24 protein-coding genes are annotated in these 24,411 nt (G+C 61.8%); 11 read left to right on the top strand and 13 right to left on the bottom strand.

Translation table 11 applies throughout. From position 1 onward, the window contains the following. Positions 1-53: 53 nt before the first annotated feature. From IHV84_RS02515 to IHV84_RS02500, 4 genes are all read right to left on the bottom strand, one after another. Entirely contained in the window at positions 54-1,028 is a 975-nt protein-coding gene (locus tag IHV84_RS02515; protein ID WP_198845671.1) for a threo-3-hydroxy-L-aspartate ammonia-lyase, read from the bottom strand. Between the two features lie 119 nt (positions 1,029-1,147). Next, positions 1,148-2,002, bottom strand: coding sequence for an enoyl-CoA hydratase-related protein (locus tag IHV84_RS02510; protein WP_198845670.1), 855 nt, complete (start codon positions 2,000-2,002; stop codon positions 1,148-1,150). Between the two features lie 169 nt (positions 2,003-2,171). Beyond that, entirely contained in the window at positions 2,172-2,990 is an 819-nt protein-coding gene (locus tag IHV84_RS02505; protein WP_198845669.1) for a hypothetical protein, read from the bottom strand. A 172-nt stretch (positions 2,991-3,162) separates the two neighbouring features. Further along, the gene (locus tag IHV84_RS02500; RefSeq protein WP_198845668.1) at positions 3,163-4,695 is read right to left on the bottom strand and encodes a helicase HerA-like domain-containing protein; all 1,533 of its coding nucleotides are present in this window, start codon (positions 4,693-4,695) and stop codon (positions 3,163-3,165) included. Between the two features lie 241 nt (positions 4,696-4,936). Between IHV84_RS02500 and IHV84_RS02495 the strand changes: the two genes are divergently transcribed. The 7 genes from IHV84_RS02495 to rng all read left to right on the top strand — a co-directional run bounded on the left by IHV84_RS02495 (position 4,937) and on the right by rng (position 11,870). Next, positions 4,937-5,656, top strand: a complete 720-nt coding sequence (locus IHV84_RS02495) for a YebC/PmpR family DNA-binding transcriptional regulator (protein WP_066690248.1) — start codon at positions 4,937-4,939, stop codon at positions 5,654-5,656. A 105-nt stretch (positions 5,657-5,761) separates the two neighbouring features. Beyond that, positions 5,762-7,042 carry a phosphoribosylamine--glycine ligase gene (purD, locus tag IHV84_RS02490; protein WP_198845667.1) on the top strand — a complete coding sequence of 427 codons (1,281 nt, stop codon included), beginning with the start codon at positions 5,762-5,764 and terminating at the stop codon, positions 7,040-7,042. Continuing rightward, complete coding sequence (gene hemF / locus IHV84_RS02485; RefSeq protein WP_198845666.1) at positions 7,042-7,989, top strand: oxygen-dependent coproporphyrinogen oxidase; 948 nt, start codon at positions 7,042-7,044, stop codon at positions 7,987-7,989. The genes purD and hemF overlap by 1 nt, the downstream gene beginning before the upstream one ends. 239 nt (positions 7,990-8,228) lie before the next feature. After that, complete coding sequence (gene rsfS / locus IHV84_RS02480) at positions 8,229-9,086, top strand: ribosome silencing factor (protein ID WP_198845665.1); 858 nt, start codon at positions 8,229-8,231, stop codon at positions 9,084-9,086. A 70-nt stretch (positions 9,087-9,156) separates the two neighbouring features. Continuing rightward, a complete protein-coding gene (gene rlmH / locus IHV84_RS02475) occupies positions 9,157-9,624 on the top strand; it encodes a 23S rRNA (pseudouridine(1915)-N(3))-methyltransferase RlmH (protein WP_066690244.1) in 468 nt (155 codons plus the stop codon). Positions 9,625-9,724: 100 nt separating this feature from the next. Beyond that, entirely contained in the window at positions 9,725-10,351 is a 627-nt protein-coding gene (locus IHV84_RS02470; RefSeq protein ID WP_198845664.1) for a nucleoside triphosphate pyrophosphatase, read from the top strand. Positions 10,352-10,379: 28 nt separating this feature from the next. Continuing rightward, positions 10,380-11,870 (top strand): ribonuclease G, encoded by a 1,491-nt coding sequence (rng, locus tag IHV84_RS02465; RefSeq protein WP_198845767.1) that lies wholly within the window; start codon positions 10,380-10,382, stop codon positions 11,868-11,870. A 66-nt stretch (positions 11,871-11,936) separates the two neighbouring features. On the opposite strand, the gene IHV84_RS02460 is transcribed toward rng, so the two are convergent. The 6 genes from IHV84_RS02460 to lptF form a co-directional block, all read right to left on the bottom strand. Further along, positions 11,937-13,052, bottom strand: coding sequence for an ISAs1 family transposase (locus tag IHV84_RS02460; protein WP_198845663.1), 1,116 nt, complete (start codon positions 13,050-13,052; stop codon positions 11,937-11,939). A gap of 174 nt (positions 13,053-13,226) precedes the next feature. Then, positions 13,227-14,399: a pyridoxal phosphate-dependent aminotransferase gene (locus IHV84_RS02455; protein ID WP_198845662.1), complete on the bottom strand. Its 1,173-nt coding sequence runs from the start codon at positions 14,397-14,399 to the stop codon at positions 13,227-13,229. Between the two features lie 11 nt (positions 14,400-14,410). Then, positions 14,411-15,352, bottom strand: coding sequence for a CysB family HTH-type transcriptional regulator (locus IHV84_RS02450; RefSeq protein WP_067512837.1), 942 nt, complete (start codon positions 15,350-15,352; stop codon positions 14,411-14,413). 103 nt (positions 15,353-15,455) lie between these two features. Next, complete coding sequence (locus IHV84_RS02445) at positions 15,456-15,836, bottom strand: sirohydrochlorin chelatase (protein WP_198845661.1); 381 nt, start codon at positions 15,834-15,836, stop codon at positions 15,456-15,458. A 46-nt stretch (positions 15,837-15,882) separates the two neighbouring features. Beyond that, the gene (gene lptG, locus IHV84_RS02440; RefSeq protein WP_198845660.1) at positions 15,883-16,995 is read right to left on the bottom strand and encodes an LPS export ABC transporter permease LptG; all 1,113 of its coding nucleotides are present in this window, start codon (positions 16,993-16,995) and stop codon (positions 15,883-15,885) included. After that, positions 16,992-18,086, bottom strand: a complete 1,095-nt coding sequence (gene lptF, locus IHV84_RS02435; protein ID WP_044394807.1) for an LPS export ABC transporter permease LptF — start codon at positions 18,084-18,086, stop codon at positions 16,992-16,994. The genes lptG and lptF overlap by 4 nt, the downstream gene beginning before the upstream one ends. Positions 18,087-18,109: 23 nt before the next feature. On the opposite strand from lptF, the gene IHV84_RS02430 reads away from it, so the two are divergent. The 4 genes from IHV84_RS02430 to IHV84_RS02415 all read left to right on the top strand — a co-directional run bounded on the left by IHV84_RS02430 (position 18,110) and on the right by IHV84_RS02415 (position 21,816). Then, positions 18,110-19,636 (top strand): leucyl aminopeptidase, encoded by a 1,527-nt coding sequence (locus IHV84_RS02430; protein WP_198845659.1) that lies wholly within the window; start codon positions 18,110-18,112, stop codon positions 19,634-19,636. A gap of 6 nt (positions 19,637-19,642) precedes the next feature. Beyond that, positions 19,643-20,077 carry a DNA polymerase III subunit chi gene (locus tag IHV84_RS02425; RefSeq protein ID WP_066699357.1) on the top strand — a complete coding sequence of 145 codons (435 nt, stop codon included), beginning with the start codon at positions 19,643-19,645 and terminating at the stop codon, positions 20,075-20,077. A gap of 193 nt (positions 20,078-20,270) precedes the next feature. Further along, positions 20,271-20,537, top strand: coding sequence for a hypothetical protein (locus tag IHV84_RS20715; RefSeq protein ID WP_338071829.1), 267 nt, complete (start codon positions 20,271-20,273; stop codon positions 20,535-20,537). Positions 20,538-20,685: 148 nt separating this feature from the next. Continuing rightward, the gene (locus tag IHV84_RS02415; protein WP_044394799.1) at positions 20,686-21,816 is read left to right on the top strand and encodes a branched-chain amino acid ABC transporter substrate-binding protein; all 1,131 of its coding nucleotides are present in this window, start codon (positions 20,686-20,688) and stop codon (positions 21,814-21,816) included. A gap of 113 nt (positions 21,817-21,929) precedes the next feature. Here IHV84_RS02415 and IHV84_RS02410 read toward each other — a convergent pair whose 3' ends face one another. From IHV84_RS02410 to lexA, 3 genes are all read right to left on the bottom strand, one after another. Next, the gene (locus IHV84_RS02410; protein WP_198845657.1) at positions 21,930-22,937 is read right to left on the bottom strand and encodes a D-2-hydroxyacid dehydrogenase family protein; all 1,008 of its coding nucleotides are present in this window, start codon (positions 22,935-22,937) and stop codon (positions 21,930-21,932) included. Between the two features lie 122 nt (positions 22,938-23,059). Further along, on the bottom strand, positions 23,060-23,548 hold the full coding sequence (locus IHV84_RS02405) for a hypothetical protein (RefSeq protein ID WP_198845776.1): 489 nt from the start codon (positions 23,546-23,548) through the stop codon (positions 23,060-23,062). A gap of 129 nt (positions 23,549-23,677) precedes the next feature. Continuing rightward, positions 23,678-24,352: a transcriptional repressor LexA gene (lexA, locus tag IHV84_RS02400; protein ID WP_198845656.1), complete on the bottom strand. Its 675-nt coding sequence runs from the start codon at positions 24,350-24,352 to the stop codon at positions 23,678-23,680. Positions 24,353-24,411: the final 59 nt, after the last annotated feature.

Here is a 24,411-nt window from a genome sequence, read left to right as displayed (position 1 = left end):
ACAATCGGTATTTTCCACCAACCGGTAAAAGTCGCAGTGCAAAAGGCGGGTCTTCACTCTGCAAGAAAGCGTGCATAGCGCGGCAAGTCCACATTGCCACCGCTGATGAGCACGCCCACCCGCTTGCCACGCACATCCACACTGCCATTGCGTACGCCGGCAAATGCCAGCGCACCCGTGGGCTCCACCACGATCTTCATGCGCTCGGCAAAAAACCGCAGGGCCTGCACCAGTTGTTCGTCGGTGGCAGTCACCATGTCTTCCACGCCTTCGGCAATGATGGGGAAGGTGAGCTGGCCCAGTGCCTGTGTTTGCGCGCCGTCGGCAATGGTGTGGGGTGTGGGTATCTGCACGATGTGCCCGGCCTTGAACGACTGCTGGCCGTCATTGCCCGCTTCAGGCTCCACGCCCACCAGGCGGCACCCCGGCGCCATAGCCTGCGCGGCCAACGTGCTGCCCGCCAGCAGGCCGCCACCGCCCACGCAGACGAACAGGTAATCCAGCCCCGGTACTTCTTCCAGCAGTTCCATGGCGGCCGTGCCCTGGCCTGCGATGACGTGCGGGTGGTCAAACGGCGGCACCAGCGTCATGCCGCGTTCTTGCGCCAGGCGGCGGCTGATGGCTTCGCGGTCTTCGGTGTAGCGGTTGTAGGTCACCACCTGCGCGCCATATTCGCGCGTGGCAGCCATCTTGGTCGCGGGGGCGTCTTCCGGCATCACGATCACGGCGGGCATGTCAAGCAGGCGTGCCGACAGCGCAATGGCCTGTGCGTGGTTGCCCGCAGAAAAGGCCAGCACGCCACGTTCGCGCTGTTCGGGGGTGAACTGGGCCAGCGTGTTGTAGGCGCCGCGGAACTTGAACGCCCCCGTGCGCTGCAGGTTTTCGCACTTGAAAAACACTTGCGCCCCGGTGCTTTCGTCAGCGCTGGTAGAGCGCAGCACGGGGGTGCGGTGGGCAATGCCGTGCAGCCGCTGCGCCGCCGCACGCAGGTCATCAAAGGTGGGCGCAGGCAGGGCGGCTGGGTTCATGAAAGGCTCCGCAATCAATCAGGAAATGCCTTGCATCATAGGCACTGCCATGCCTCAACGCAAAAGCGGCCCAGGGGCCGCTTCGCTCGTAGTGTCTCTGTGTGGCCTGCTGTTTTGCGTCAGCCCAGATCTGCAAAGCGTTGCAGCGGCGTGAGTGCGGGGAAGTCACCTGCGCGCTTTTGCTTCATGGCGGTGACGGATTCGCGCACATGCTGGTTGCTCCAGATGGCGCCCTGCAACCAGCCCATCTGGCGCAGGCTGTCTTCCACCGAATGGTCTCGGGCGTAATGGATCGCCTGTTTGGTGCCCCAGATGGCCACGGGCGGCTTGCTGGCAATCTCTTGCGCACATTGCAGGGCTGCAGCCACCATGGCTTCTTGCGTATCAAATACTTCGTTGACCAGGCCATAACCCAGCGCCTTGGCAGCGCCCAGGCGGCGGCCGGTGTAGGCCAGCTCCTTGACCACGCCCAGCGGGATGAGCTTGGGCAGGCGCTGCAGCGTGCCCACGTCGGCCACCATGCCGATGTTGATCTCCTGGATGCAGAAGAACGCATCCTGCGTGGCGTAGCGGATGCAGCCCGCCGTGACCATGTCCACCGCGCCGCCGATGCAGCCGCCGTGGATGGCTGCAATGACCGGAATGCGCAGGTTTTCCAGCCGCGTGAAGGTGGCCTGCATGTCGGTCACCAGGTCAAAAATGGCGGCGCGGCCCTCGGGGCTTTGGTCGTCCATGGTGATGGCGCCGCCAAAGGTTTCGAGCGCCATGCCCGCGCTGAAATGCTTGCCTGTGCTGCTGATGACGAGCGCCCGTGCCGTACCTGTCTGATGCAGGTGGGCCAGCACCGTGTCCAGCTCACGCCAGAAGGTAGGGTGCATGGTGTTCATGGCCTCGGGTTTGTTCAGAACCAGATGGGCCACGTGGTCAGTGATGCTGAGGGAAAAGCAGGTGAGGGCGTTGATGTCGGTGTTCATGACCTGACACTCTAGGGCGGCCGCGCTTCGGCGTTCGTCGCCTGGGCGACTTTGAATGAAATCAGCCGCCAGCGCTTTATTGCAAAGCGCTGGTAGCTATTGATTTAATAGCGTTTGAACCTCGGCGCTGTGCAGCCATCGTGGCCTGGTGTGGCTTGCCTTGTGCGGCTCAATCGCCGCCCCCGCCACAGCCTCCGCCGTCGCCGCCTCCATCACCGCCACTGCCGTCCGAGCAGTCGGCTCCGCCAAAGTCGCCCGAGCTGCCGCTGTAGCTGCCATCCGAAAAATCGGTGCCGCAGTAGGGGGAACCGCCACAGCCGCCGCTGCTCGAATTGGCCGCCGAGCTGCTTTGCGCACCCGTCAATCGGCAGTCGGGCACGTAGTGGAACCCGTTGGGGATGGCGAACTTGGCATCCAGTGCAAACAGCAGCGGCAGGCGGCTGGGGGCCTTGGGGTTGATGCATTCCTCCTTGCACGCCCAGAACCAGGCGCGCCGCAGGCCGTCGTTGTGTATGCCTTTGCGCCCCAGGGCTTCGGCGGGGGTGTGGTGCAAAAATCGGCCCAGCGCGTGGGTGCACCACCGTTGGTAGGCCTGCGTATGCAGGATGAACTCGTGCCACAGCACATCCACCGCCTGTGAGGGCATGGCCACAAACTGGCGGCTGCGCAGGCAGGCGAGGAAGAACTGCCGCAGACCCCGTTCGACCATCTCGCCATCCTTGGCGCTCAGCTGCGGGTAGGCTTCACGCAGTTTGCGCTGCAGGAAGCGGGGCAAAGGGGCTTCGCGGATGTAGCGCTCGCGCGCCGCGTTGGTTTGCTGGATGCACAGCGCTGTCATGGCCACGGTGGCGATGAAATAGAGGACCCAGTACCACTGGGGGCGCCACAGGCCCGCAGCCACCCAGACGAAGCCCAGTATCCAGCCCACGATGGCGGCAAACATGGGCAGCTGGCCCCAGCGCAGCAGCGCGATTTCGGTTTTTGTCATCGATCCTCCTTTGTTGTTGTTTTTGTTGGGATCGATTCAACGCCTGTTTTATGACGAAATGGTGACTGTCATATGGTGGTCATGCATCTGGTGGCAGCGTACTGTGGCGACAGACGCACACCAGGCGGCGCCTGCGCTGGCGGCCGCCCGGGTTTGTGGCTAGCCCAAGGGATCAGCGCCGCTTGCCGCTGCCGCCAAAAATGCTGCCCAGCACGCCGCGCAAAATCTCTTTGCCCAGGGTGGTGCCCATGGTGCGCACGGCCGACTTGGCCATGGTTTGCGCCAGGCCATCACGGCGCCCACCACGCGGGCCGGTGGAGCCAAACAGCACGTCGTTCAGGCCGCCCAGCAGCCCGCCGCCGTCGTTGGCGTTGTCGCCAGCTGCCGTCTTGCCCGCACCGGTGGCGGCGGGGGCTTGCGCTGCCGCATCCGCGGTGCGGCCTTTGAGCTTTTCGTAGGCCGATTCCCGGTCCACCACTTTTTCGTAGATCCCGGCCACCAGCGATTGCGCTATGAGCGCCTGGCGCTGCTGGGGCGTGATGGGCCCGAGCTGGCTGGCGGGGGGCAGCACAAACACGCGCTCGGTCACGCAGGGGCGGCCCTTGGCGTCCAGAAAGCTCACCAGCGCCTCACCCACGGCCAGTTCGGTGATGGCGGTCTCGATGTCGAGCCCAGGCTTTTGGCGCATGGTGGTGGCGGTGGCCTTCACGGCCTTCTGGTCGCGCGGCGTGAAGGCCCGCAGCGCGTGCTGCACTCGGTTGCCCAGCTGGGCCAGCACGCTGTCTGGAATATCGAGCGGGTTCTGCGTGACGAAATACACGCCCACGCCCTTGGAGCGCACCAGGCGCACCACCAGTTCGATGCGTTCGATGAGCACCTTGGGCGCCTCGTTGAACAGCAGGTGGGCCTCGTCGAAGAAGAAGACCAGCTTGGGTTTTTCAGGGTCGCCAATTTCGGGGAGGGTTTCGAACAGCTCGGACAGCATCCACAGCAAAAAGGTGGCGTACAGGCGTGGCGAGTTCATGAGCTTGTCGGCCGCCAGAATGTTGATGACGCCTTGGCCGTCCACCGTCTGCATGAAGTCCTGGATGTTGAGCATGGGCTCGCCAAAGAACTTGTCGCCGCCTTGCTGCTCGATTTGCAGCAGGCCGCGCTGGATGGCCCCCACGCTGGCCGAGCTGATGTTGCCGTACTCGGTGGTGAAATCCTTGGCGTTGTCGCCCACGTACTGCAGCATGGCGCGCAGGTCTTTCAGGTCCAGCAGCAGCAGGCCGTTGTCGTCGGCAATCTTGAACACCAGGTTCAGCACGCCGAGCTGGGTTTCGTTGAGATTGAGCATGCGCCCCAGTAGCAGCGGGCCCATGTCCGAGATGGTGGCGCGCACCGGGTGGCCTTGCTCGCCAAACACGTCCCACAGCGTGGTGGGGCAGGCCTGCGGTGTGGGCAAATCGAGGCCGCGTTCCTTGAGCACGCCGGCCAGCTTTTCACCGATGTGGCCTGGCTGGCTGGCGCCCGTCAGGTCGCCTTTGATGTCTGCCATGAACACGGGCACACCGATGCGCGAGAAGTTTTCTGCCAGGGTCTGCAGGGTCACGGTCTTGCCCGTACCCGTGGCGCCGGTGATGAGGCCGTGGCGGTTGGCCAGGCCGGGCAACAGGTGGCATTCGGTGGCGGCGTGTTTCGCGATCAGCATGGGGTCTGCCATTTGGGGGTTCCTCAGGGTAGGGGAATTTCTGCACGCATTGCGCGGCGTGTGCATCTGCGGTCTCGGCTGGTCTGCGGCGTTGCAAATGCTCGCAATAGCTGTGGCTATTGCTGTGATTTGCGCCTGGCAGTCTCTTCCGATCCGCAGCGCACCCTGAGCGCGCGATGCGTGCAGAGATTTCCTGTGTTCTGCAAAAAGTAAAATCAGCGGGCTAGATTAAATCAATACCAAAGGATCTCTCGTGGCAGGACACAGTAAATGGGCGAATATCCAGCACCGCAAAGGGCGCCAGGATGAAAAACGCGGCAAGATCTGGACCCGCATCATTCGTGAAATCACTGTGGCAGCCCGCGCCGGTGGCGGCGATCTGTCTGCCAACCCCCGCCTGCGCCTGGCGGTGGACAAGGCCAAGGCGGCCAACATGCCCGCCGACCGCATCAAATACAACATCGACAAGGCCACTGGCAACGCCGAAGGCCTGACCTACGAAGAAATCCGCTACGAAGGCTACGGCATCGGTGGCGCCGCCATCATCATCGACACCATGACCGACAACCGTGTGCGCACCGTGGCCGAGGTGCGCCACGCGTTCAGCAAGCACGGCGGCAGCATGGGCACTGAAGGCTCGGTGGTGTTCCAGTTCAAGCACTGTGGCCAGCTGATTTTTGCCCCCGGCACGAGCGAAGACAAAGTCATGGAAGTGGCGCTGGAAGCGGGCGCAGACGATGTCATCACCGATGAAGACGGTGCCGTGGAGGTATTGACCAGCCCGGCTGAATTTGAAGCGGTGAAGAACGCCCTGGAAGCTGCCGGCCTGACGCCCGAAGTGGCTGGCGTGACCATGCGGCCCGAGAACACGATTGAGCTGACGGGCGACGATGCCGCCAAGATGCAAAAGCTGCTCGACGTGCTGGAAGACCTGGACGACGCCCAGGAGGTCTACCACAACGCAGCGCTCTGATTCGGCTGCTTTTTTCTTGCGCGAGCAGGTTTTTCGACTGATATTTCTCTGAGTTCCTCGGGGGGCGTCTCCACAAGGCGCCTGCAGGACTCACCAAAGGTTCCTATGAAAGTACTCGTGATTGGTGGCGGCGGCCGTGAACACGCAATGGCCTGGAAGCTGAGCCAGTCGCCCAAGGTGACGAAGGTGTACGTGGCCCCAGGCAATGGCGGCACGGCGCTCAACCCCAAGCTCGAAAATGTGGCCATTTCTGACGTGCGTGAACTGCGCGTCTGGGCCCAGGCCGAGAAGATCGCCCTCACGGTGGTCGGCCCCGAAGCCCCGCTGGCTGCAGGAGTGGTGGACGAGTTCCGCGCCAACGGCCTGCGCATTTTTGGCCCCACCAAGGCTGCTGCGCAGCTGGAAAGCTCCAAGGCTTTCTCCAAGGCCTTCATGCGCCGCCACGGCATTCCCACGGCCGATTACGACACCTTTACCGACCCCGCTGCAGCCCACGCCTTCATTGACCGCCTGGGCGCGCCCATCGTCATCAAGGCCGACGGCTTGGCGGCTGGCAAGGGTGTGGTCGTGGCGATGACGCTGCAGGAAGCCCACGATGCTGTGGACTTTATGCTGGTGGACAACAAATACGGCGTGACGCACAACGAAGGCGGTGCGCGCGTGGTGATCGAGCAGTTCCTGGAAGGCGAAGAAGCCAGCTTCATCGTGCTGTGCGATGGCAAGAACGTGCTGGCACTGGCCACCAGCCAGGACCACAAGCGCCTGAAGGATGGCGACGAAGGCCCCAACACCGGCGGCATGGGCGCGTATTCGCCCGCGCCCGTGGTCACGGCCGATGTGCACGCCCGCGCCATGCGCGAGATCATCCTGCCCACCATTCGCGGCATGGAAAAAGACGGCATTCCCTACACCGGCTTCCTGTACGCCGGCCTGATGATCGACGCCAAGGGCCATCCCAAGACGCTCGAATTCAACTGCCGCATGGGCGACCCCGAAACGCAGCCCATCCTCATGCGCCTCAAGAGCGACCTGGTGGATGTGCTGAGCGCGGCGGTGGATGGCAAGCTCGACCAGATCGAGCTGCAGTGGGACCGCCGCACCGCGCTGGGCGTGGTGATGGCCGCCCACGGCTACCCTGAAAGCCCGCGCAAGGGCGACCCCATCACCGGCTTGCCCGCCGAGGCGGACGATGCGGTGGTGTTCCACGCCGGTACGCAGTTGAAGGACGGCGTGGTCAGCGTGACGGGTGGCCGTGTGCTGTGCGTGACCGTGCTGGCCGACAGCGTCAAGCAAGCGCAGCAGCGTGCGTACGACGTGGCGCGCGGCATTCACTTCGAAGGTGCGCAGTACCGCCGCGACATTGGCTTCCGGGCCATCAAAAACTGATGGCTGAAGCACAAGTTCTGAACACGGCAGACACCGTGGCCCGCGTGCGCGGCTACCTGGTAGGCCTGCAGGCCCGCATCACCGACGCGCTGGAGGCTGTGGAAGGCGAGGGCGGTGCCCGCTTCCTGGCCGATGCCTGGAGCAAACCGCCCGGCGAGCCGCTACAGGGCGATGGCATCACCAAAATCATGGAAGGTGGCCGAGTGTTTGAGCGCGCGGGCTGTGGCTTCAGCCATGTGCGTGGCCCACAGCTGCCGCCTTCGGCCACGCAGCACCGGCCTGAGCTGGCAGGTGCACCGTTTGAGGCCATGGGCGTGTCGCTGGTGTTCCACCCGCGCAACCCCTACGTGCCCACGGTGCACATGAACGTGCGCATGATTGCCGCCGGGCACCCTGGTCAGGCACCTACCTGCTGGTTTGGTGGCGGCATGGACCTCACGCCGTATTACGGCTTTGAGGAAGACGCCGTGCATTTCCACCGCACATGCCGCGACGCGCTGGCGCCCTTTGGCGAAGACAAGTACCCGCGCTTCAAACAATGGTGCGACGAATATTTTTTCCTGAAACACCGCAACGAGCAGCGCGGCGTGGGCGGTGTGTTCTTCGACGATTTTTCAGAGCTGGGCTTTGGGCAAAGCCTGGCCATGACGCAATCGGTGGGCGATGCCTTTTTGAGCGCATACCTGCCCATCGTTGAGCGCCGCCAGGCCACGCCCTACGGCGAACGCGAACGCGACTTCCAGCTCTACCGCCGGGGCCGCTATGTCGAGTTCAATCTGGTGTGGGACCGGGGTACGCACTTCGGCCTGCAGTCGGGTGGGCGCACCGAATCGATCCTGCTGTCCATGCCGCCGCTGGTGGCCTGGTCGTATCAGCGCTCTACCGAGCCAGGCTCGCCCGAGGACGCACTGATGCAGCAGTTTCTGGTGCGGCGCGAGTGGCTGTAAACGCCGCGCGACGTCAGTAAACACAAGGGCTGGTGGTAGTTGCCAGCCAGCCCTTGCCACCTCCAAAGGCCCAAAAGCTATAATTTCAATAGCTGGCAGCGCTTGATTCATGAGCGCAAGAGGCCAAAAACACCGATAAACGCCTCTGCGCCCGTGCGCAACACCCAAGGCGTAGCCCCTCTGGCTGTGCGCCGCGTTGCGCGCTATATTGATTCCATTCCTATCTATTTCACTGCCTGATGACCACATCCACCAAATCGGAAACCGCGGCCAAAAAAGACGTTGCCAAACTCCAGCGCGCCATCGTTGATGGCCTGGAAGACGTGAAGGCGCAAGACATCCAGGTCTTCAACACCGAGCATCTGTCGCCGCTGTTTGAACGGGTGATCGTGGCATCGGGCACCTCCAACCGCCAGACCAAAGCGCTGGCTTCCAGCGTGCGCGATGCCGTCAAGGAAGCAGGCTTTCCCAAGCCGCGGATTGAAGGCGAAGACAACGGCGAGTGGATCATTGTGGACTGCGGATCGGCCGTGGCGCACATCATGCAGCCCGCCATTCGCCAGTACTACCGCCTGGAAGAGCTGTGGGGTGACACGCCAGTGCGCTTGAAGCTGGGTGCCGCCAAGCCGTCTTCGACGGCTGCCGCCGATCTGGCTGACAAAAAGTCTGCCCAGAAGGCCGCCAAATCGGATGCGAAAACTGCAGCCAAGAAGGCTCCGGCCAAAAAGGCGGCAGCTGCCCCTTCGGCTCCTGCCCGCTCTGGCAAGGCCACGGTGAAGGCTGTGGCAAAGACCGCTGCCAAAGCAGCCCCCAAGGCTGCACCCGCAAAAACTGCGGCGGCCAAACCTGCTGCGAAAACCACCGCTGCCAAACCTGCCAGCAAAACCGCTGGCACTGCCGCCGCCAAGAAGCCCGCAGCCGCCAAGACTCCCGTGAAGACCGTGGTCGTTAAACCGGCCGGCGCCAAGAAGCCTGCAGCCAAGAAGTCTCCTGCCGCCAAGGCCCCTGCACGCGCAGCCTCCAAGCCTGCTGCCAAAGCAGCCCCCAAGGCTGCGGCCAAGCCCGCTGCCAAGAAGGCACCGGCCCGCAAGGGCTGATGGCCCTGCCGCCGTGCACCCATCGCGTGGGTGTGCGGCGCGTTGGTCTTTCACACATTCAGGTTGACTCATGAAGCTGCTGATTGTTGCCGTGGGGCAGCGGGTGCCCGATTGGGCGCAAACTGCCTACGACGACTATGCCAAGCGTTTTCCACCGGAACTCAAAGTGGAGCTCAAGGCCGTGAAGACCGAGCCGCGTGGCTCCAAGACACTGGAGACGCTGTACGCCGCCGAGCGTGAGCGCATCGAGGCCGCCATTCCCCGCGGCACCCGCGTGGTCGCGCTGGATGAGCGTGGCACCAACCTCACCACCAAGGCGCTGGCCGACCGGCTCAAAGGCTGGCAACTGGGCGGTGACGATGTGGCCCTGGTCATTGGCGGCCCTGATGGCCTGGACCCTGCCTTTCGCCAGGCGGCACACGAGCGCATTCGCCTGTCCGATCTGACACTGCCCCATGCCATGGTGCGCGTGCTGCTGATTGAACAGCTGTACCGTGCCTGGTCGGTGAACGCAGGGCACCCCTACCACCGCGAGTGACTTGCCCATGCCCTGTATTGGCCCGTCATTTGCTTCACTATTAATAGCTGCTGGCGCTTGATGGATAAGCGCTGGAGTCGGTTTTCTTCAAAATCTCTTCATGCCTGATTTCATCTACCTTGCCTCCCAAAGCCCACGCCGCCGCCAGCTGCTGGAGCAGCTGGGCGTGCGCAACGAATTGCTGCTGCCCAATGTGGATGGGGATGTCGCCGAAGACGCCGAAGGCATCGAAGCCGTGCTGCCCGGCGAGAGCCCAGACGACTACGTGGCCCGCGTCACCGGCCTGAAGCTCGACGCCGCTGTGGCCCGGTGCGCAAGGCGTGGGCTGCCCGCGGCCCCCATCTTGTGCTCAGACACTACGGTCGCACTCGGAAGCACCATTTATGGCAAGCCCGACGACGCCCCGCATGCCCAGCGCATGCTGGCCGAGCTGGCGGGCCAAACCCACCGGGTGCTGACGGCGGTGGCTGTGCAGGTGGGTGCTGGCGCAGGTGCACAGCGGCTGCAGGCGCTTTCGGTGTCGGAAGTGACATTTGCGCAGCTCACGGCTGAACAGATCACCGCCTATGTGGCCACTGGCGAGCCTATGGGCAAGGCGGGGGCGTACGGCATTCAGGGGCGCGCGGCTGCGTTCATTCCGGTGCTGCATGGCAGCTATTCGGGCATCATGGGCCTGCCGATGTACGAGACAGCCCAGTTGCTGCGTGCCATCGGCTTCTCTGTGTGAGATTCAACGCATATCTGCCATGGCCGCTATCCAACAAGACATTCTGATCAACTGGTCGCCCCAGGAAACCCGCGTGGCCGTGGTGGAGCACGGGGCGGTGCAAGAACTGCACATCGAGCGCACGCTGGAGCGTGGGCTGGTGGGCAACGTGTACCTGGGCAAGGTTTCGCGCGTGCTGCCGGGCATGCAATCGGCGTTCATCGACATTGGGCTGGAGCGTGCGGCTTTTTTGCATGTGGCCGATGTGTGGCACCGCCAGCCTGATGGCGAGCCACCCGCCTTCGCCCGCAAGACCGAGCCGCAATTACCCATTGAAAAGCAGGTGTTTGAAGGCCAGTCGCTCATGGTGCAGGTCATCAAGGACCCTATCGGTACCAAGGGCGCGCGCCTGTCCACGCAGATCAGCATCGCAGGCCGCCTGCTGGTGTTTTTGCCCCAGGACGATCATGTGGGCGTGTCGCAGAAGATTCCCCCGGCCGAGCGTGATGCGCTGCGGGCACGGCTACAGGCGCTGGTGGGCGATAAATCCACGGGCGGTGGCGGTGGCTTCATTTTGCGAACCAACGGAGAAGACTCGACCGATGCCGAGCTGGCCGAAGACATTGCCTACCTGCGCAAGACCTGGGCGCGCATCAAGGAAGCGTCCGTCAAGCTGCCTGCTGGGTCGTTGCTGCACCAGGACCTGGACTTGCTGCAGCGCGTGTTGCGCGACCTGGTGAGCGACCATACGCAGACGATTCGGCTCGATTCGATGGAGCAGTTTCACCGGCTGCGTGCCTTTGGGCAGGAGTTCATGCCGGCGGCTGCGGGCAAGCTGCAGCACTACAAGGGCGAGCGCCCGATCTTTGACCTGTATTCGATTGACGAAGAAGTGGCCAAGGCGCTGGGGCGGCGGGTGGAGCTGAAATCGGGCGGCTACCTCATCGTGGACCAGACCGAGGCGCTCACCACCATCGACGTGAACACCGGCGGGTACGTGGGTGCGCGCAATTTTGACGACACCATCTTCAAGACCAACTTGGAAGCCGCTCAAGCCATTGCCCGCCAGCTGCGTCTGCGCAATCTGGGCGGCATCATCATCGTGGATTTCATCGACATGGTGCGTGAAGACCACCAGCAGGCCGTGTTGTCCGAGTTCAAGAAGCAACTGGCGCGAGACCGGGTCAAGACCATGTCGTCCGGCACCTTCTCGCAACTGGGCCTGGTAGAGATGACGCGCAAGCGCACCCGCGAATCTTTGGCGCACATGCTGTGCGAGCCCTGCGAAGCCTGCCAGGGCAAGGGCAGCGTGAAGACCGCGCGCAGCGTGTGTTACGACATCCTGCGCGAAATCTTGCGCGAGGCCCGCCAGTTCAACCCGCGCGAGTTTCGTGTGGTGGCCTCTGCCCGGGTGGTGGAGCTGTTTCTGGACGAGGAAAGCCAGCACTTGGCGGGCCTGTCGGACTTCATCGGCAAACCCATTTCCCTGCAGGCGGAAAGCGCCATGGGGCAAGAGCAGTACGACATTGTTCTGCTGTAGCCAACGGGCCAGGGCGGGTGGCCCGTGACCCAGGCTTCACCCTGCTTGCTGGCAGGGCAATCGCATCTAAACGGAGATGCCCAAGAGGAGTTCCAAATAACCCAGACTCCACCCCGCCCGCTTGCGCTTGGCCTGCAAGCCGATCTTCACCGAGGTGTCATTCTTGAGCACCTGCAGCGCCATGCGTCTGAGCACCGTTTGGTTGTGCGGACTTTGATCCTTGTATGACTGCGCCGCATCCTCGCGCATCGCTACGTCCAAACTCCAGTGCAACTGGTTCTCCACGCTCCAGTGCCCACGGATGCTGTGCGCCAGCACCTTCGCGGGCGTGTGCGCTGGCAAGCTGCTCAGGTAATAGCTGACTTCTTCGCTGGCCTCGCTTCCCGCTTGCTGGCGCCTGCGCACGACCTGCACCACGCTGGCCAGCCCCGGCCAGTGGGCTGCTGCTCGCTGTAACGCCCCAGGTACAGGGCTGAGCCGGTAGCTGCGTAGTTCCTGGCGCCCGTGCCCGCTGCAGCTCTCGGTATAGGTGTTCTCCTCGAACCGCTCCTGGCTACCCTGCACTTCAAAGTGTTTTCGCACCACTTGGTGCATGTGTCGCTGGTTGCCCTTGAGACTCAGCACATAGTCCGCGCCATGCTCGTGAAGCTGCTGGGCGATGCTCTTTTGGCAGCCGATGGCGTCAATGGTGACGATGCAGCCTTTGAGGTGCAGCAAGCGCAGCAGCTCGGGAATGGCAGTGATCTCGTTGCTCTTGCCATCGACCTTGCACTGGCCCAGCAGCAGTCCCATATCTGCCGCCCAGGCGCTGACCATGTGCAGTGGCCTGCGAGCATCTGCTTTGCTGCTGCCGCGCACGCTTTTACCGTCAATGGCCACCGTGCCGTGTACCCTGCCTGCTACCTGGGCGAGCCATTGTTGGCAGGCCCGCTCCAACTCTTTGGCATCGAGCAGGCGAAACACCCGTGCAAAGGTATCGTGCGAGGCAATGCCAGAGGGCAGTGGCACCAAGCGCTCAAACCAGTCTTGGTGTTGCTGGCCGAACTCGGCCATCTCTACGCAGTTGTCTGCGCCTGCAATGGTGGCGCACAGCGCCACTACCAGGATCGATTGCAGTTCGTGGCGGCGTGTGCGCTGCACGCGGGGATCGGGGATGTTTTGCAGGTGTTGCAGCAGGCTCATCTCAACAGCGTTTGGCAAGTGACTCAAGCGCTGCAGTGTCGCCGGGTTTAAGGCGTACTTTTAGATGCGATTGCCCTGTGCTTGCTGGCTATTTGCTATGAAAAACGTAGCTGGTTGCGCTTGTAGGATAAGCGCCAGAGTACTAAAAGGCATCAAAGTGCCCTGGCAGTGCGTTCAAAGCTTGCGCAGGCGCTCCAGCGCTGCGCGCAGGGTTTCATCCTTCTTCGCAAAGCAAAAACGCACCACGCGCTGGTCAAAGCCGTCGCCATAAAAGGCCGACAGTGGAATCGCCGCCACGCCCACTTCACGCGTGAGCCACTGGCAAAAATCTGATTCGTTCAGGTCGCTCACGGCCGAAATGTCCACGCACTGGAAGTAGCTGCCAGTGCTGGGCAGCAGCTTCAGGCGCGAGCCTTCCAGGCCCTGGCGGAACAGGTCGCGCTTGGCCTGGTAGAAGGCGGGAAGCTGCAGATAGGGCGTGGGGTCTTGCAGGTAGGCGGCCAGGCCATGCTGCATGGGAGTGTTGACGGTGAACACGTTGAACTGGTGCACTTTGCGGAATTCGGCCGTCAGTGCTGCAGGCGCTGCCACGGTGCCCACCTTCCAGCCCGTAACGTGGAAGGTCTTGCCAAAGCTGGACACGATGAACGCGCGTGCCGCCAGGCCGGCAAAACGCGCGGCGCTTTGGTGTTCGGCACCGTCAAACACCATGTGTTCGTAAACCTCATCGCTGATGAGCAGGATGTCGGTGGGCGCGAGCAGGGCTTCGAGCTGGCGCATCTCGTCGGCCGTCCAGATGGTGGCGCTGGGGTTGTGCGGGCTGTTGATGATGATGGCCCGGGTGCGCGGCGTGATGGCAGCGCTGATCTTGGCAAAGTCGGGGCGGAAGGTGCCGGGCGTGAGCGGTACACGCACGGCCTTGCCTCCCGCCAGCACGATGTTGGGCACGTAGCTGTCGTAGCAGGGGTCGAGCACGATTACCTCGTCACCCGCGTGCACGATGGCAAGGATGGCGGTGATGATGGCCTGTGTGGCCCCGGCGGTGATGGTGATTTCTGTGCCGGGGTGGTAGGCGCGGCCGTGCAACGCCTCGATCTTGCGTGCCACGGCTTCGCGCAGTGCGGGCACGCCGGGCATGGGCGGGTATTGGTTGTGACCGGCCTTCATGGCCTGGGTGACGGCGTCCACCAGTTCAGGGGCGCATTCAAAGTCTGGAAAGCCTTGCCCCAGGTTGACGGCGTTGTGCTCGGTGGCCAGGGCGGACATCACCGTGAAGATGGTGGTGCCCACGTTGGGCAGCTTGCTGGGAAAGGCGGGCGTGCGTGCGGCAGAAGTGGCGTTGGTCATGGTGGGGCGGGTCAGAATTCGTAGTCGTTCACATGGCCGGTCATGGCCCGGGCGATCAGTTCACGGCTCAGGCGGTCGCTGAGCAGTTCGGCAAATTTATAGACGAAATTGCGCAGGTACGCGCCGCGCTTGAAGGCCACGCGGGCCACGCTTTGCCCAAACAGATGGCCCACGGGGCGCACCACCAGGTCGCCCAGCGGGTCGTCGCGCATGGCCATCTCGGCCACGATGCCAATGCCCAGGCCCAGGCGCACGTAGGTCTTGATCACGTCGGAGTCAATCGCTTCAAGCACGATGCGGGGCGTGAGCTTGCGCGCGGCAAAGGCATGGTCGATCTTGCCGCGCCCGGTGAAGGAGGGGTGGTAGGTGATGAGGGCCTCGTGCGCCAGGTCGTCCAGGCCGATGCGTTCTTTCTGTGCCAGCGGGTGGCCGTTGGGGACCACCAGCACGTGCTGCCATTCATAGCAGGGCAGGGTGACGAGCTCGGGGTAGTCGGCCAGGGATTCGGTGGCCATGCCGATCTCGGCCACCTCGTCAATGATCATGCGGGCTACTTCGTGCGGTGTGGCCTGGTGCAGGCTGATGTTGACCTTGGGGTAGGACTCGCGCAGGCGGGCCACGGGCACGGGCAGCACGTAGCGGGCCTGGGTGTGGGTGGTGGCAATGCTCAGGGTACCGCTGTCCTGGGCGCTGAACTGCTCACCGATGCGCTTGAGGTTGCCCACCTCGCGCATGATGATTTCGATGCTCTGCAGCACATGCTGGCCGGGCTCGGTGATGCGCTTGAGGCGTTTGCCGTGGCGGGCAAAGATGTCCACGCCCAGCTCTTCTTCTAGCTCAATGATGGCCTTGGACACGCCCGGCTGGGAGGTGTGCAGGGCCTTGGCAGCTTCGGTCAGATTGAGATTGCGGCGGGCGGCTTCTTGCACGAAGCGGAATTGGTGCAGGTTCATATCTGATGAAGGCTAAAGATTTGCATCATTATGCTTCATTCATCTAAAGAACTGACGCGGATTCGCCCAAGAGCGCAACCTGTGGCGCTTGCCGTATTGCGTTTCAGGCAGCGGGGCGTTCGCAGGCAATGTCGGCCATCAAGGCCGTCATGCGTGGATCTTCGCCAATAGCGGGTTGCACATGAATGGCCACCTGGGGGTGGTTGTCGCGCAGTTGCTGCACCAGGACAGGCAGGTCTTCGCGGGCGTGCTTGCCGGTGCCCAGGAACATGGGCACCACGGTGACATGGGTTGCGCCTGCCTCTACCAGGCCTGCCACCGCTTGTGCCAATGGAGGCTCGCTCAGTTCCAGATAGGCGCAAACCACCGGGCGCGCTGGGTGGTCTGCCTTGATGCGCGCAGCCACTGCTTCAATGGGCGCGCGCCAGAGAGGGTCGCGAGAGCCGTGCGAAAAAAGAACGACAGCAGAAGTGGGCTCGGTCATGGATGTGGAATCAAAGAATTAGCGCGCCAAAATGGGCTGCGCCTGGCTAGCGCCGCAGCACTAGCCAGCCAAAGGCGGCCAGTGACAACACAGAGTAAATGAGCCCTGGCGCGGCAGCGGTAAGCCATGGAGACCAGTTTTGCAGGTTGCCCGCGTAGCCAAACACGTTGTTCAGCAAAAAGAAGCTGATGCCAGCCATGACGCCCCCGAAAACGTAGCCTGCAATGCTGCCTGAGCGGAAGTGCAGGTATGCGAAGGGCAGCGCCAAAACCACCATGACCAGGCAGCTCAAGGGGTAGAAGACCTTGCGCCAAAACTCGATTTCATAACGCTGGGCGGACTGCCCGTTGTCGTCCAGATGGCGGATGTACTGGAACAGATCAAACGTCGCCATGCGGTCAGGCTTGAGCAGCGATGCGGCAATCATGTCGGCACTGATGTTGGTGGGCCAGCGCCACTCTGGCAGTTTTTGGTGCTCTACCTGGGCTTCATCCGCCGCGCGTTGGTGAAAGACGCTGCGCTGCACATCGTGCAGCACCCAGGCGGCGTCGTCCGAACCCTGCACTTGTCCTGTTGCTGCACGGGTTTGCGAGGCGATCTTGCCCTGCTCGTCAAACTCAAAGATGCGCACGTCGATCAGCCCGCCATCGGCACCGATGGCACGCACGTTGACGGCGAAGGAGTGGTCGTCCTGGCGCGCCTTGAGCCACGCCCCGGTGGCACCCGAACTGAGTTTGCCCAGGTGGCGCACCTTGATCAGCTGGGCCGCTTTGTCGGTGAGCGGAGCAAGGTAGTCACCCACAGCAAAGGTCAGCAGCACAAAGAAGCCACCCAGTGTGAGCAGCGTGCGCAATGCCAGCCAGGGGCCCATGCCGCTGGTGCGCATGATGGTGAATTCAGAGCTCTGCGCCAGGCGCGCCATCACAAAAATGGTGCCGATGAGCACGGTGATGGGCAGCAACTCATACAAATGGCTGGGAATGCTGAGCGCGACAAACAGCAGGGCATGGGACAGCTGGTAGCCGTCTGACCCCGTGCGGCCAATCCAGCGCAGTTCATCGACCAAATCGAAGAAAAAGAACAGGGCCAGAAAGCCCATCGTGACAAACGCAACCGCGAACACGGCTTCGCGGTGAATCATGCGGCGCAGGGTATTCAAGCGGGGCTCCTTTGTGCCCAAAGGCGGCGGGGCGTCCATTGGTTGTGCCGTATCGCCAACAAAAGCATGCCTGCTCCTAGCGTGCCGCCATGCAGCAGAGCCATGAACGGCACCAGACCCATGCGCCCAGAGCCCACCCAGCTTTGGCCCAGCGTCATGAGGTTGTAGTAAACAATGAAGGCAAACAGTGCCAGCACCATGCTGGTGCTGCGCGCGGCACGGGGGTTGGCGCTGGCCAGGGCCAGCCCCAGCACGACGAAATTGAGCGCAGCCAGTGCCAGCCCTACGCGCCAGCCCAACTCTGCCATGTGCACAGGCACGGGTTGCGCCAGCAGGGCAGGGGTCGAGCGGGTTTTGACGGAAAACTCTTCCGCTGCACCGGGCGGGGCTGAGCCGATGCGGGTCGAATATTCCTCAAATTCGCTGATCTTCAACCCCGGCTGGTTGCGGGTGGTTTCCAGCCGCTGGCCGTTACTGAGCACAGCAATCCGGTCTTCCCCACGAATTTCCATGCGGGCGCTGCGGGCGCTGGTCACGGTCTCTTTGTCACCCGTCGAGGTCGCGATGAAGATGTTGTTGCCCGCTTGTTCATCAGGAGTGTCCTTGTCGATGAAGAACACCCGGGTGCCGTTGGCCGATTCCTGGAATTCACCTGGGGCAATACGGTCAATGTCGCTGCGCCGCTCGTAACGTGTCTTCAGCTCCTGAATCTGCGTGTTGGACCAGGGCCATACCGCCAGCGACAGCACAGCGATGACGGCCATGACAGGCCAGGCGAATCGCAGTAAGGGGCGCAGCAAGCTGGCCAGGCCGCGCCCACTGGCAAACCAGATGACCATTTCGCTGTCGCGGTACATTCTGGAGAGGGTGCTGACCACCGCAACGAACAGGCTCAGGCTGAGAATGATGGGCAGCTGGCCGAGCACGGTGAACCCCATCACCAGCATGACGTCTGAGGGATTGACGCTGCCACGGGAGGCCTGCCCGAGGGTGCGGATCAGCATCATGGTCATCACGACCGTGACCAGCACCACCAGCGTCGCGCCGAAGCTGCGCGCCAGCTCCTTGCGAATAGATGAATCGAATAACATTGGCTCGAAGGAAAACACCGATTATGAACTTTGATCTGAAGAAACTGGATTTGGAAGCGGCCGCCATCGAAAAATGCGACCTGCTCGCTGTTTTGGTGCCAGAGGAGTTCAAGCCTGGCCGGGATGAGCTGTCGGCCCTGGTGGCGCAGGCGATCAAGCAGGGGGACTTCAGCGCCAAGGTTGGCAAACACCTGCAGTGCTATGGGACCTCGGCAGCGGCTGCAAAGCGTGTGGTGTTTCTGGGAACAGGAGACGGCTCGGCGCGTGCTGTGCGGCAAGCGGTGCTGTCTTTGTCTGGTTTGCTGAAAGGGCCACAGATCAAGCGCATGGTGGTGTTGTCTGCATCGCCGCTGGCAGCTTCCCACGTCAGCATTGCGGTGCAGGCGGTGGCAGAAGCCAGCTATGTCTACACCACCACCAAATCCAAAGCCGAAGCGCGTGCGCTGACCCGCTGTGTGGTGGGCGTAGCTGATGTGGCTGCAGCCCGTGCGGAATTTGATGCCGGAGTCGCTTTGGTGGCGGGTATCGAACTGGCCCGCGAATGGGGCAACCGGCCCGCCAATTACGCCACCCCCACGATGCTTGCCGATGCGGCCAAGGCTTTGGCCAAGCAGCCCCGCGTTCAGTGCAAGGTGCACGGCCCGGCGGAAGTGGCCAAGCTGGGCATGGGCGCTTTCATGGCGGTTGCCCAAGGCACTGAGCAGCCCCTGCGCTTTATTGAACTGCATTACCGTGGTGCTGGCAAAGATGTGCCGGCTGTGGTCCTGGTGGGCAAAGGCATTACCTTTGACACGGGCGGTATCTCCATCAAGCCTGCGGCCGAAATGGACGAGATGAAGTTTGATATGTGCGGGGCGGCCAGCGTGTTGGGGGTGTTCAAGGCCCTGGCCGAGCTGCAGCCCACGCTGAACGTGGTGGGTTTGATCCCGGCGTGCGAAAACATGCCCGATGGCCGCGCCGTGAAGCCTGGTGATGTGGTTACCAGCATGAGTGGACAGACCATCGAAATTCTCAATACCGATGCGGAAGGACGTCTGGTGCTGTGCGATGCGCTCACCTATGCGGCCCGCTTCAAGCCTGCAGCGATCGTGGACATTGCCACGCTGACCGGCGCCTGCGTGATTGCGCTGGGCGGGGTGCGCAGCGGCTTGTATGCCAACCGTGATGAGCTGGCGCATGCATTGCACCAAGCCGGTGAAGCGTCTCTGGACCCATGCTGGCGCATGCCCCTCGACGATGAATACGCCGAGGGACTCAAGAGCAATTTTGCCGACATGGGCAACGTGGCTGGGCGGGCGGGTGGCTCCATCACTGCAGCCAAGTTCCTGCAAAAATTTGTGGGCGACTTGCCATGGGCGCACTTGGATATCGCAGGCACGGCCTGGAAGGGTGGCGCAGCCAAGGGCTCCACGGGTCGCCCTGTGGGGCTGCTGCTTCAGTACCTGCTCGCGCACGCCAGCAACGCTGCTGCCTCTGCCAAGTCCAAGCCCGCCGCCACAGCGCGCGCCAAGGCTGTCAAAACCGTGCGGCGGGCACCTTCTGCCAAGTAAGAAGAGATGACAGAGATTGCCTTCCACTTCAACGCCCCGGACAAGCTCGCCTATGCGTGCCGCTTTGCACGCAAGGCCCAGCGCGCGGGCGCCCGGTTGGTGATCCTTGCCCCACGGCCTGTGCTGACTGAGCTGGACCGCATGCTCTGGTCTTTTTCACCGCAGGACTTTGTTGCCCATTGCTTTGCCGATGCGGATGAAGACCAAATTGCCGCTACCCCGGTCGTGCTGGCCAGTGAGCTGCGCCAGGTTCCGCACCATGAAGTGCTTTTGAATCTGGACAGCCAGGTGCCGGCGGGTTTCGAGCGTTTCTTGCGTTTGATCGAGGTGGTGAGTTCCGTCGATGAGCAGGATCGGGGGCATGCTCGATTGCGTTGGAAGCAATACGCCTCTCGCGGCTATGCCATCGCCCGGCATGACTTGGTGTTGAAAGGGGGTTGATGTGGCAACCTCTCCTCCCCGAGTTCCTCCGAAATTTGTTCCAACCCTCACCGAAGTGGTGCAAGCCCCGGTGGCTGGTGTCCCACGGCCTGCGGCTGCACCGGTCATGCCTCCAGCCTCCCCGAGGCCTGCAACCCGCCCGATTGCGCCAGTGCGGGCAGCCCCGGCCAGTCTGGCTCAGAGGCCGCCTGTTATGCCCGCAGCAGTCCCTTCACCGGCGGCCGCGACCCCGCAGCCACCCGCCCAGCGCATGCCGGATGGCGTCGAGGAATACATGATTCATCGCGTCATGCAGCGCGTGGATGTGGTGCTTGACCAAAGGTTGCGCGAGGCGATCGCCACGGTGGTGCAAGAGCAAACCAGATCGGTGCTTCCGCGCCTGCGCGAAGAAATCGAATCGGTGGTGCGCCACGCGGTGTACGAAGCCGTTGCAGACGAGCTGGCATCAGGTCAAAAGTGACTTGGCGCAACGGTAACAGGGTAATCCCCTGTGGTTTCGCGCTGCATTTAATCGTGTTCCCTAATGAGCTGGCCTGTAAATTGCGATATGTTTCACTGCGTTGAGACACAAGAACAATTCTCAGCGTTTACCTTTACTGGAGATTGATATGCAATTGAAGTTGAAACTGACCGTGGTTGCTGCTATCGCAGCTGTTGCCGGCGTTGCCTCTGCACAAGAGCAGGTGGTCAAGATCGGTCACGTGGCTCCTGTTTCCGGCGCCCAGGCTCACTACGGCAAAGACAACGAAAATGGCGCCCGCATGGCCATTGAAGAGTTGAACGCACAAGGTGTCACCATCGGCGGCAAGAAGATCAAGTTTGAACTGGTTGCTGAAGACGACGCTGCTGATCCGAAGCAAGGCACTGCCGCCGCTCAGAAACTGTGCGATGCCAAGGTTGCTGGCGTTGTGGGCCACTTGAACTCCGGTACCACCATCCCTGCATCCAAGGTTTACAACGACTGCGGCATTCCTCACGTCACCGGCGCGGCCACCAACCCCAACCTGACCAAGCCCGGCTACAAGACCACCTTCCGTATCATTGCCAACGACAACGCCCTGGGCGCTGGTCTGGCTTTCTACGCTGCTGACACCCTGAAGCTCAAGACTGTCGCCATCGTGGACGACCGTACTGCGTACGGCCAAGGCGTTGCTGACGTGTTCAAGAAGACCGCTGCAGCCAAGGGCATGAAAGTGGTTGACGAGCAGTTCACCACCGACAAGGCCACAGACTTCATGGCCATTCTGACTGCCATCAAGTCCAAGAACCCAGACGCCATCTTCTTCGGCGGTATGGATCCACAGGCTGGCCCTATGCTGCGCCAAATGGAACAGCTGGGCATGGGCAACGTGAAGTACTTCGGTGGTGATGGCGTCTGCACGTCCGAAATCGCCAAGCTCGCTGCCGGTGCCAAGACACTGGCCAACGTGGTTTGCGCCGAAGGCGGCTCTTCGCTGGACAAGATGCCTGGCGGCAAGGCTTGGAAGGCCAAGTACGACGCCAAGTACCCCAACCAGTTCCAGGTGTACAGCCCCTACACCTATGATGCGACCTTCCTGCTGGTTGACGCTATGAAGCGCGCCAATTCTTGGGATCCCAAGGTTTACACCCCTGAGCTGCTGAAGGCCAACTTCAAGGGCGTGACTTCCACGATCCAGTTTGAACCCAACGGCGAAATGAAGAACCCTGCTATCACCCTGTATGTTTACAAGGATGGCAAGAAGACTCCTCTGAACTAAAGCCTGTTCAGCGGTCTCGCTAAAAAGGCCTTCTGCTTGATGAAAGCAGAAGGCCTTTGTTCTTTGCGGTAACTGGTTTCAGTCCGCCACGCAGTGCCTCAGTAGCAGGGCATTTATCGGCGAACTTGCAAAGCCCCAGGGTTGACGATGTTGGTGGGCGTTCCCTTGATGAAGTTCACGACGTTGTCAAAAGCAGCGCCAAAGTACAACTCATAACTGTCTTGCTCAACGTAGCCGATATGCGGCGTGCAAATGCAGTTTTCCAGCCTGAGCAGCGCATGGCCCTGCAAAATCGGTTCACTCTCAAAGACGTCCACGGCGGCCATACCCGGGCGTCCGCGGTTCAGTGCCGCAATCAGGGCATCGGGCTCAATGAGTTCAGCGCGTGATGTATTCACCAGCAAAGACGTGGGCTTCATGCATGAAAGATCTTCGAGCGAGACGATGTTGCGGGTGTCATCATTCAAGCGCAGATGCAGGGAAATAACATCGCACTGGGCAAAAAACTCCTCACGGGTGCTGGCTGCCTGGTAACCATCGGTCAGCGCTTTCGCACGCGAGGCTTCGCGCCCCCAGATTCGGACGTTCATACCAAACGCCCGCCCGTAGCCAGCTACCAACTGACCGATACGGCCATAGCCCCAAATCCCCAGGGTCTTGCCTCGCAATACGCAGCCAATCCCAAAGTTGGGCGGCATGGACGCTGTTTTGAGGCCGGATTGCTGCCATGCTCCATGTTTGAGGTTGGCGATGTAATGGGGTAGGCGACGGCTGGCTGCCATGACCAGAGCCCAGGTCAGCTCGGCAGGCGCTACTGGTGAGCCCACACCTTCAGCGACCGCAATGCCCCGCTCGGTGCAAGCCGTGACATCCACATGACTGCCGATCTTCCCGGTCTGGGCGATCAGCTTGAGTCGAGGGAGTTTCTCTATCAGCTGCCGGGTGATTTGGGTTCGCTCCCGGATCAGCACAATGATGTCTGCGTCCTTCAGCCGTACCGAAAGTTGGCCCAGCCCTTTGACGGTGTTGGTGTAGACCTTGGCTGTGTAGGCGTCTAACCGCGAGGCGCAATGCAGCTTGCGTACCGCGTCTTGATAGTCGTCTAGGATAACGATATTCATCCCGGTATTGTGCCTCGTAGACGCCGCCAATTCCTTGCAGGATGTCGCTTCGCAAGCGCCATATGCAACGTGATGTAGCGGGTTGGCGGGCCATGGCGGCGTGCTCAGTCAGCGCGTTGGCGTCATCCGTACGCCAACGCGGCTTCTCTGGCGGCCATACGGTCCAGTTCGGCACATACGTCTGCCATTCGTCCGGAAATGACCAGCCTGCCGCCATCTTTGCCGCCGCGTGAGTGAACGATTCGAAGAGGCTTGAGGGTCTGCTTTGAGCCTGCGGGGGCATCTCGCTCCGAAGGAGTGGCAAAGAGGTCTGCAGTCTCGCCTTTTTGAATCGGTTTGCTTGCCGCAACGTACAAATGCCGACCTTTGGGTGGCGAAGTTTGCCTGCGGCGAGACACGGTGGTAGCCACAGCGCTTTGGGTGGCTAGGGTTAAGTGCACTTCCGCATGACCGGTGGCGAGTGTGGGCAATGGCTTGGGTGGCGCATCGCCATCAAGCTGCTTGGAAGCGATGCCGATGTGCCGTTTGCTGCCCTTGAGCGACGACAAAAAGCGCGTCACTGCGGCCAGTGGCTTATGGATGGATGCAAGGGGCGTGGTTCCAGTTCCCATGTGAATTCTCCGAAAATCGGTGGACGAACATAGGCAGGATTGAAAACAACAGAATGTCCCAGGGCTGGCGCAAACAAACTTGCTGCGCCAAACGCCCGCCACCTGGAACCTGTGCACTGACCTTGTGCGTTACATCAGCATGGTGTTGCGGATCAGACCTACCGCCAGCCCCTCAATTTCAAACACTTCGCCCGGCTGGACTGTGATGACGGGGTAATCTGGGTTTTCTGGCAGCAGTTCAACGCCTTTGGTGGTGCGCTTGAGCCTTTTCACGGTGACTTCATCGCCCAGACGCGCCACCACGATTTGACCGTTGCGCGCCTCTTTGGTCGCTTGCACTGCGAGCAAATCACCGTCCATGATCCCTGCATCGCGCATCGACATACCTCTGACTTTGAGGAGATAGTCAGGCTTGTGCTGGAACAGGCTGTTTTCCACGCAATAGGTTTGGTCCACATGTTCCTGCGCGAGAATGGGCGAGCCTGCGGCAACGCGTCCGATCAAGGGCAAAAACAATTGGGTTGTCTGCTGCAGGGGGTTGGCAAAGTGTTGCCCACGGGCTGCGTTGATGGCCCTGACGGTGTCATTGCGCAGGCGGATACCACGGGAGGTTCCACTGAGCAGTTCAATGACGCCTTTTCGGGCCAATGCTTGCAAATGCTCTTCAGCAGCGTTTGCGGATTTGAATCCAAGCTCTGTCGCAATTTCTGCCCGTGTGGGTGGGGCACCGGTTCGCGCTATTGCGTGCTGGATCAAGTCCAGAATCTGCTGCTGCCGGGCCGTGAGTTTGGGGTTGTCGAGCATGGCGGTGTGGATAAGGGCGAGGTGGTTGATTACTGTTTTTTAATCCAGTAACTGTATTT

Origin of the sequence: Acidovorax sp. IB03, assembly GCF_016406015.1 — a bacterium.
Classification (GTDB): domain Bacteria; phylum Pseudomonadota; class Gammaproteobacteria; order Burkholderiales; family Burkholderiaceae_C; genus Acidovorax; species Acidovorax temperans.
The sequence above is the reverse complement of the archived record's forward strand: the minus strand, read 5'-3'. Positions and strand labels throughout refer to the sequence as shown.

Bases quoted from the DNA above. Each gene is read 5' to 3' on its own strand.
- IHV84_RS02515 (WP_198845671.1), bottom strand. From the start codon at position 1,028: ATGAACCCAGCCGCCCTGCCTGCGCCCACCTTTGATGACCTGCGTGCG.
- IHV84_RS02510 (WP_198845670.1), bottom strand. From the start codon at position 2,002: ATGAACACCGACATCAACGCCCTCACCTGCTTTTCCCTCAGCATCACT.
- IHV84_RS02505 (WP_198845669.1), bottom strand. From the start codon at position 2,990: ATGACAAAAACCGAAATCGCGCTGCTGCGCTGGGGCCAGCTGCCCATG.
- IHV84_RS02500 (WP_198845668.1), bottom strand. From the start codon at position 4,695: ATGGCAGACCCCATGCTGATCGCGAAACACGCCGCCACCGAATGCCAC.
- purD (WP_198845667.1), top strand. From the start codon at position 5,762: ATGAAAGTACTCGTGATTGGTGGCGGCGGCCGTGAACACGCAATGGCC.
- hemF (WP_198845666.1), top strand. From the start codon at position 7,042: ATGGCTGAAGCACAAGTTCTGAACACGGCAGACACCGTGGCCCGCGTG.
- rsfS (WP_198845665.1), top strand. From the start codon at position 8,229: ATGACCACATCCACCAAATCGGAAACCGCGGCCAAAAAAGACGTTGCC.
- rlmH (WP_066690244.1), top strand. From the start codon at position 9,157: ATGAAGCTGCTGATTGTTGCCGTGGGGCAGCGGGTGCCCGATTGGGCG.
- IHV84_RS02470 (WP_198845664.1), top strand. From the start codon at position 9,725: ATGCCTGATTTCATCTACCTTGCCTCCCAAAGCCCACGCCGCCGCCAG.
- IHV84_RS02460 (WP_198845663.1), bottom strand. From the start codon at position 13,052: ATGAGCCTGCTGCAACACCTGCAAAACATCCCCGATCCCCGCGTGCAG.
- IHV84_RS02455 (WP_198845662.1), bottom strand. From the start codon at position 14,399: ATGACCAACGCCACTTCTGCCGCACGCACGCCCGCCTTTCCCAGCAAG.
- IHV84_RS02450 (WP_067512837.1), bottom strand. From the start codon at position 15,352: ATGAACCTGCACCAATTCCGCTTCGTGCAAGAAGCCGCCCGCCGCAAT.
- IHV84_RS02445 (WP_198845661.1), bottom strand. From the start codon at position 15,836: ATGACCGAGCCCACTTCTGCTGTCGTTCTTTTTTCGCACGGCTCTCGC.
- lptF (WP_044394807.1), bottom strand. From the start codon at position 18,086: ATGTTATTCGATTCATCTATTCGCAAGGAGCTGGCGCGCAGCTTCGGC.
- IHV84_RS02430 (WP_198845659.1), top strand. From the start codon at position 18,110: ATGAACTTTGATCTGAAGAAACTGGATTTGGAAGCGGCCGCCATCGAA.
- IHV84_RS02425 (WP_066699357.1), top strand. From the start codon at position 19,643: ATGACAGAGATTGCCTTCCACTTCAACGCCCCGGACAAGCTCGCCTAT.
- IHV84_RS20715 (WP_338071829.1), top strand. From the start codon at position 20,271: ATGCCCGCAGCAGTCCCTTCACCGGCGGCCGCGACCCCGCAGCCACCC.
- IHV84_RS02415 (WP_044394799.1), top strand. From the start codon at position 20,686: ATGCAATTGAAGTTGAAACTGACCGTGGTTGCTGCTATCGCAGCTGTT.
- IHV84_RS02410 (WP_198845657.1), bottom strand. From the start codon at position 22,937: ATGAATATCGTTATCCTAGACGACTATCAAGACGCGGTACGCAAGCTG.
- IHV84_RS02405 (WP_198845776.1), bottom strand. From the start codon at position 23,548: ATGGGAACTGGAACCACGCCCCTTGCATCCATCCATAAGCCACTGGCC.
- lexA (WP_198845656.1), bottom strand. From the start codon at position 24,352: ATGCTCGACAACCCCAAACTCACGGCCCGGCAGCAGCAGATTCTGGAC.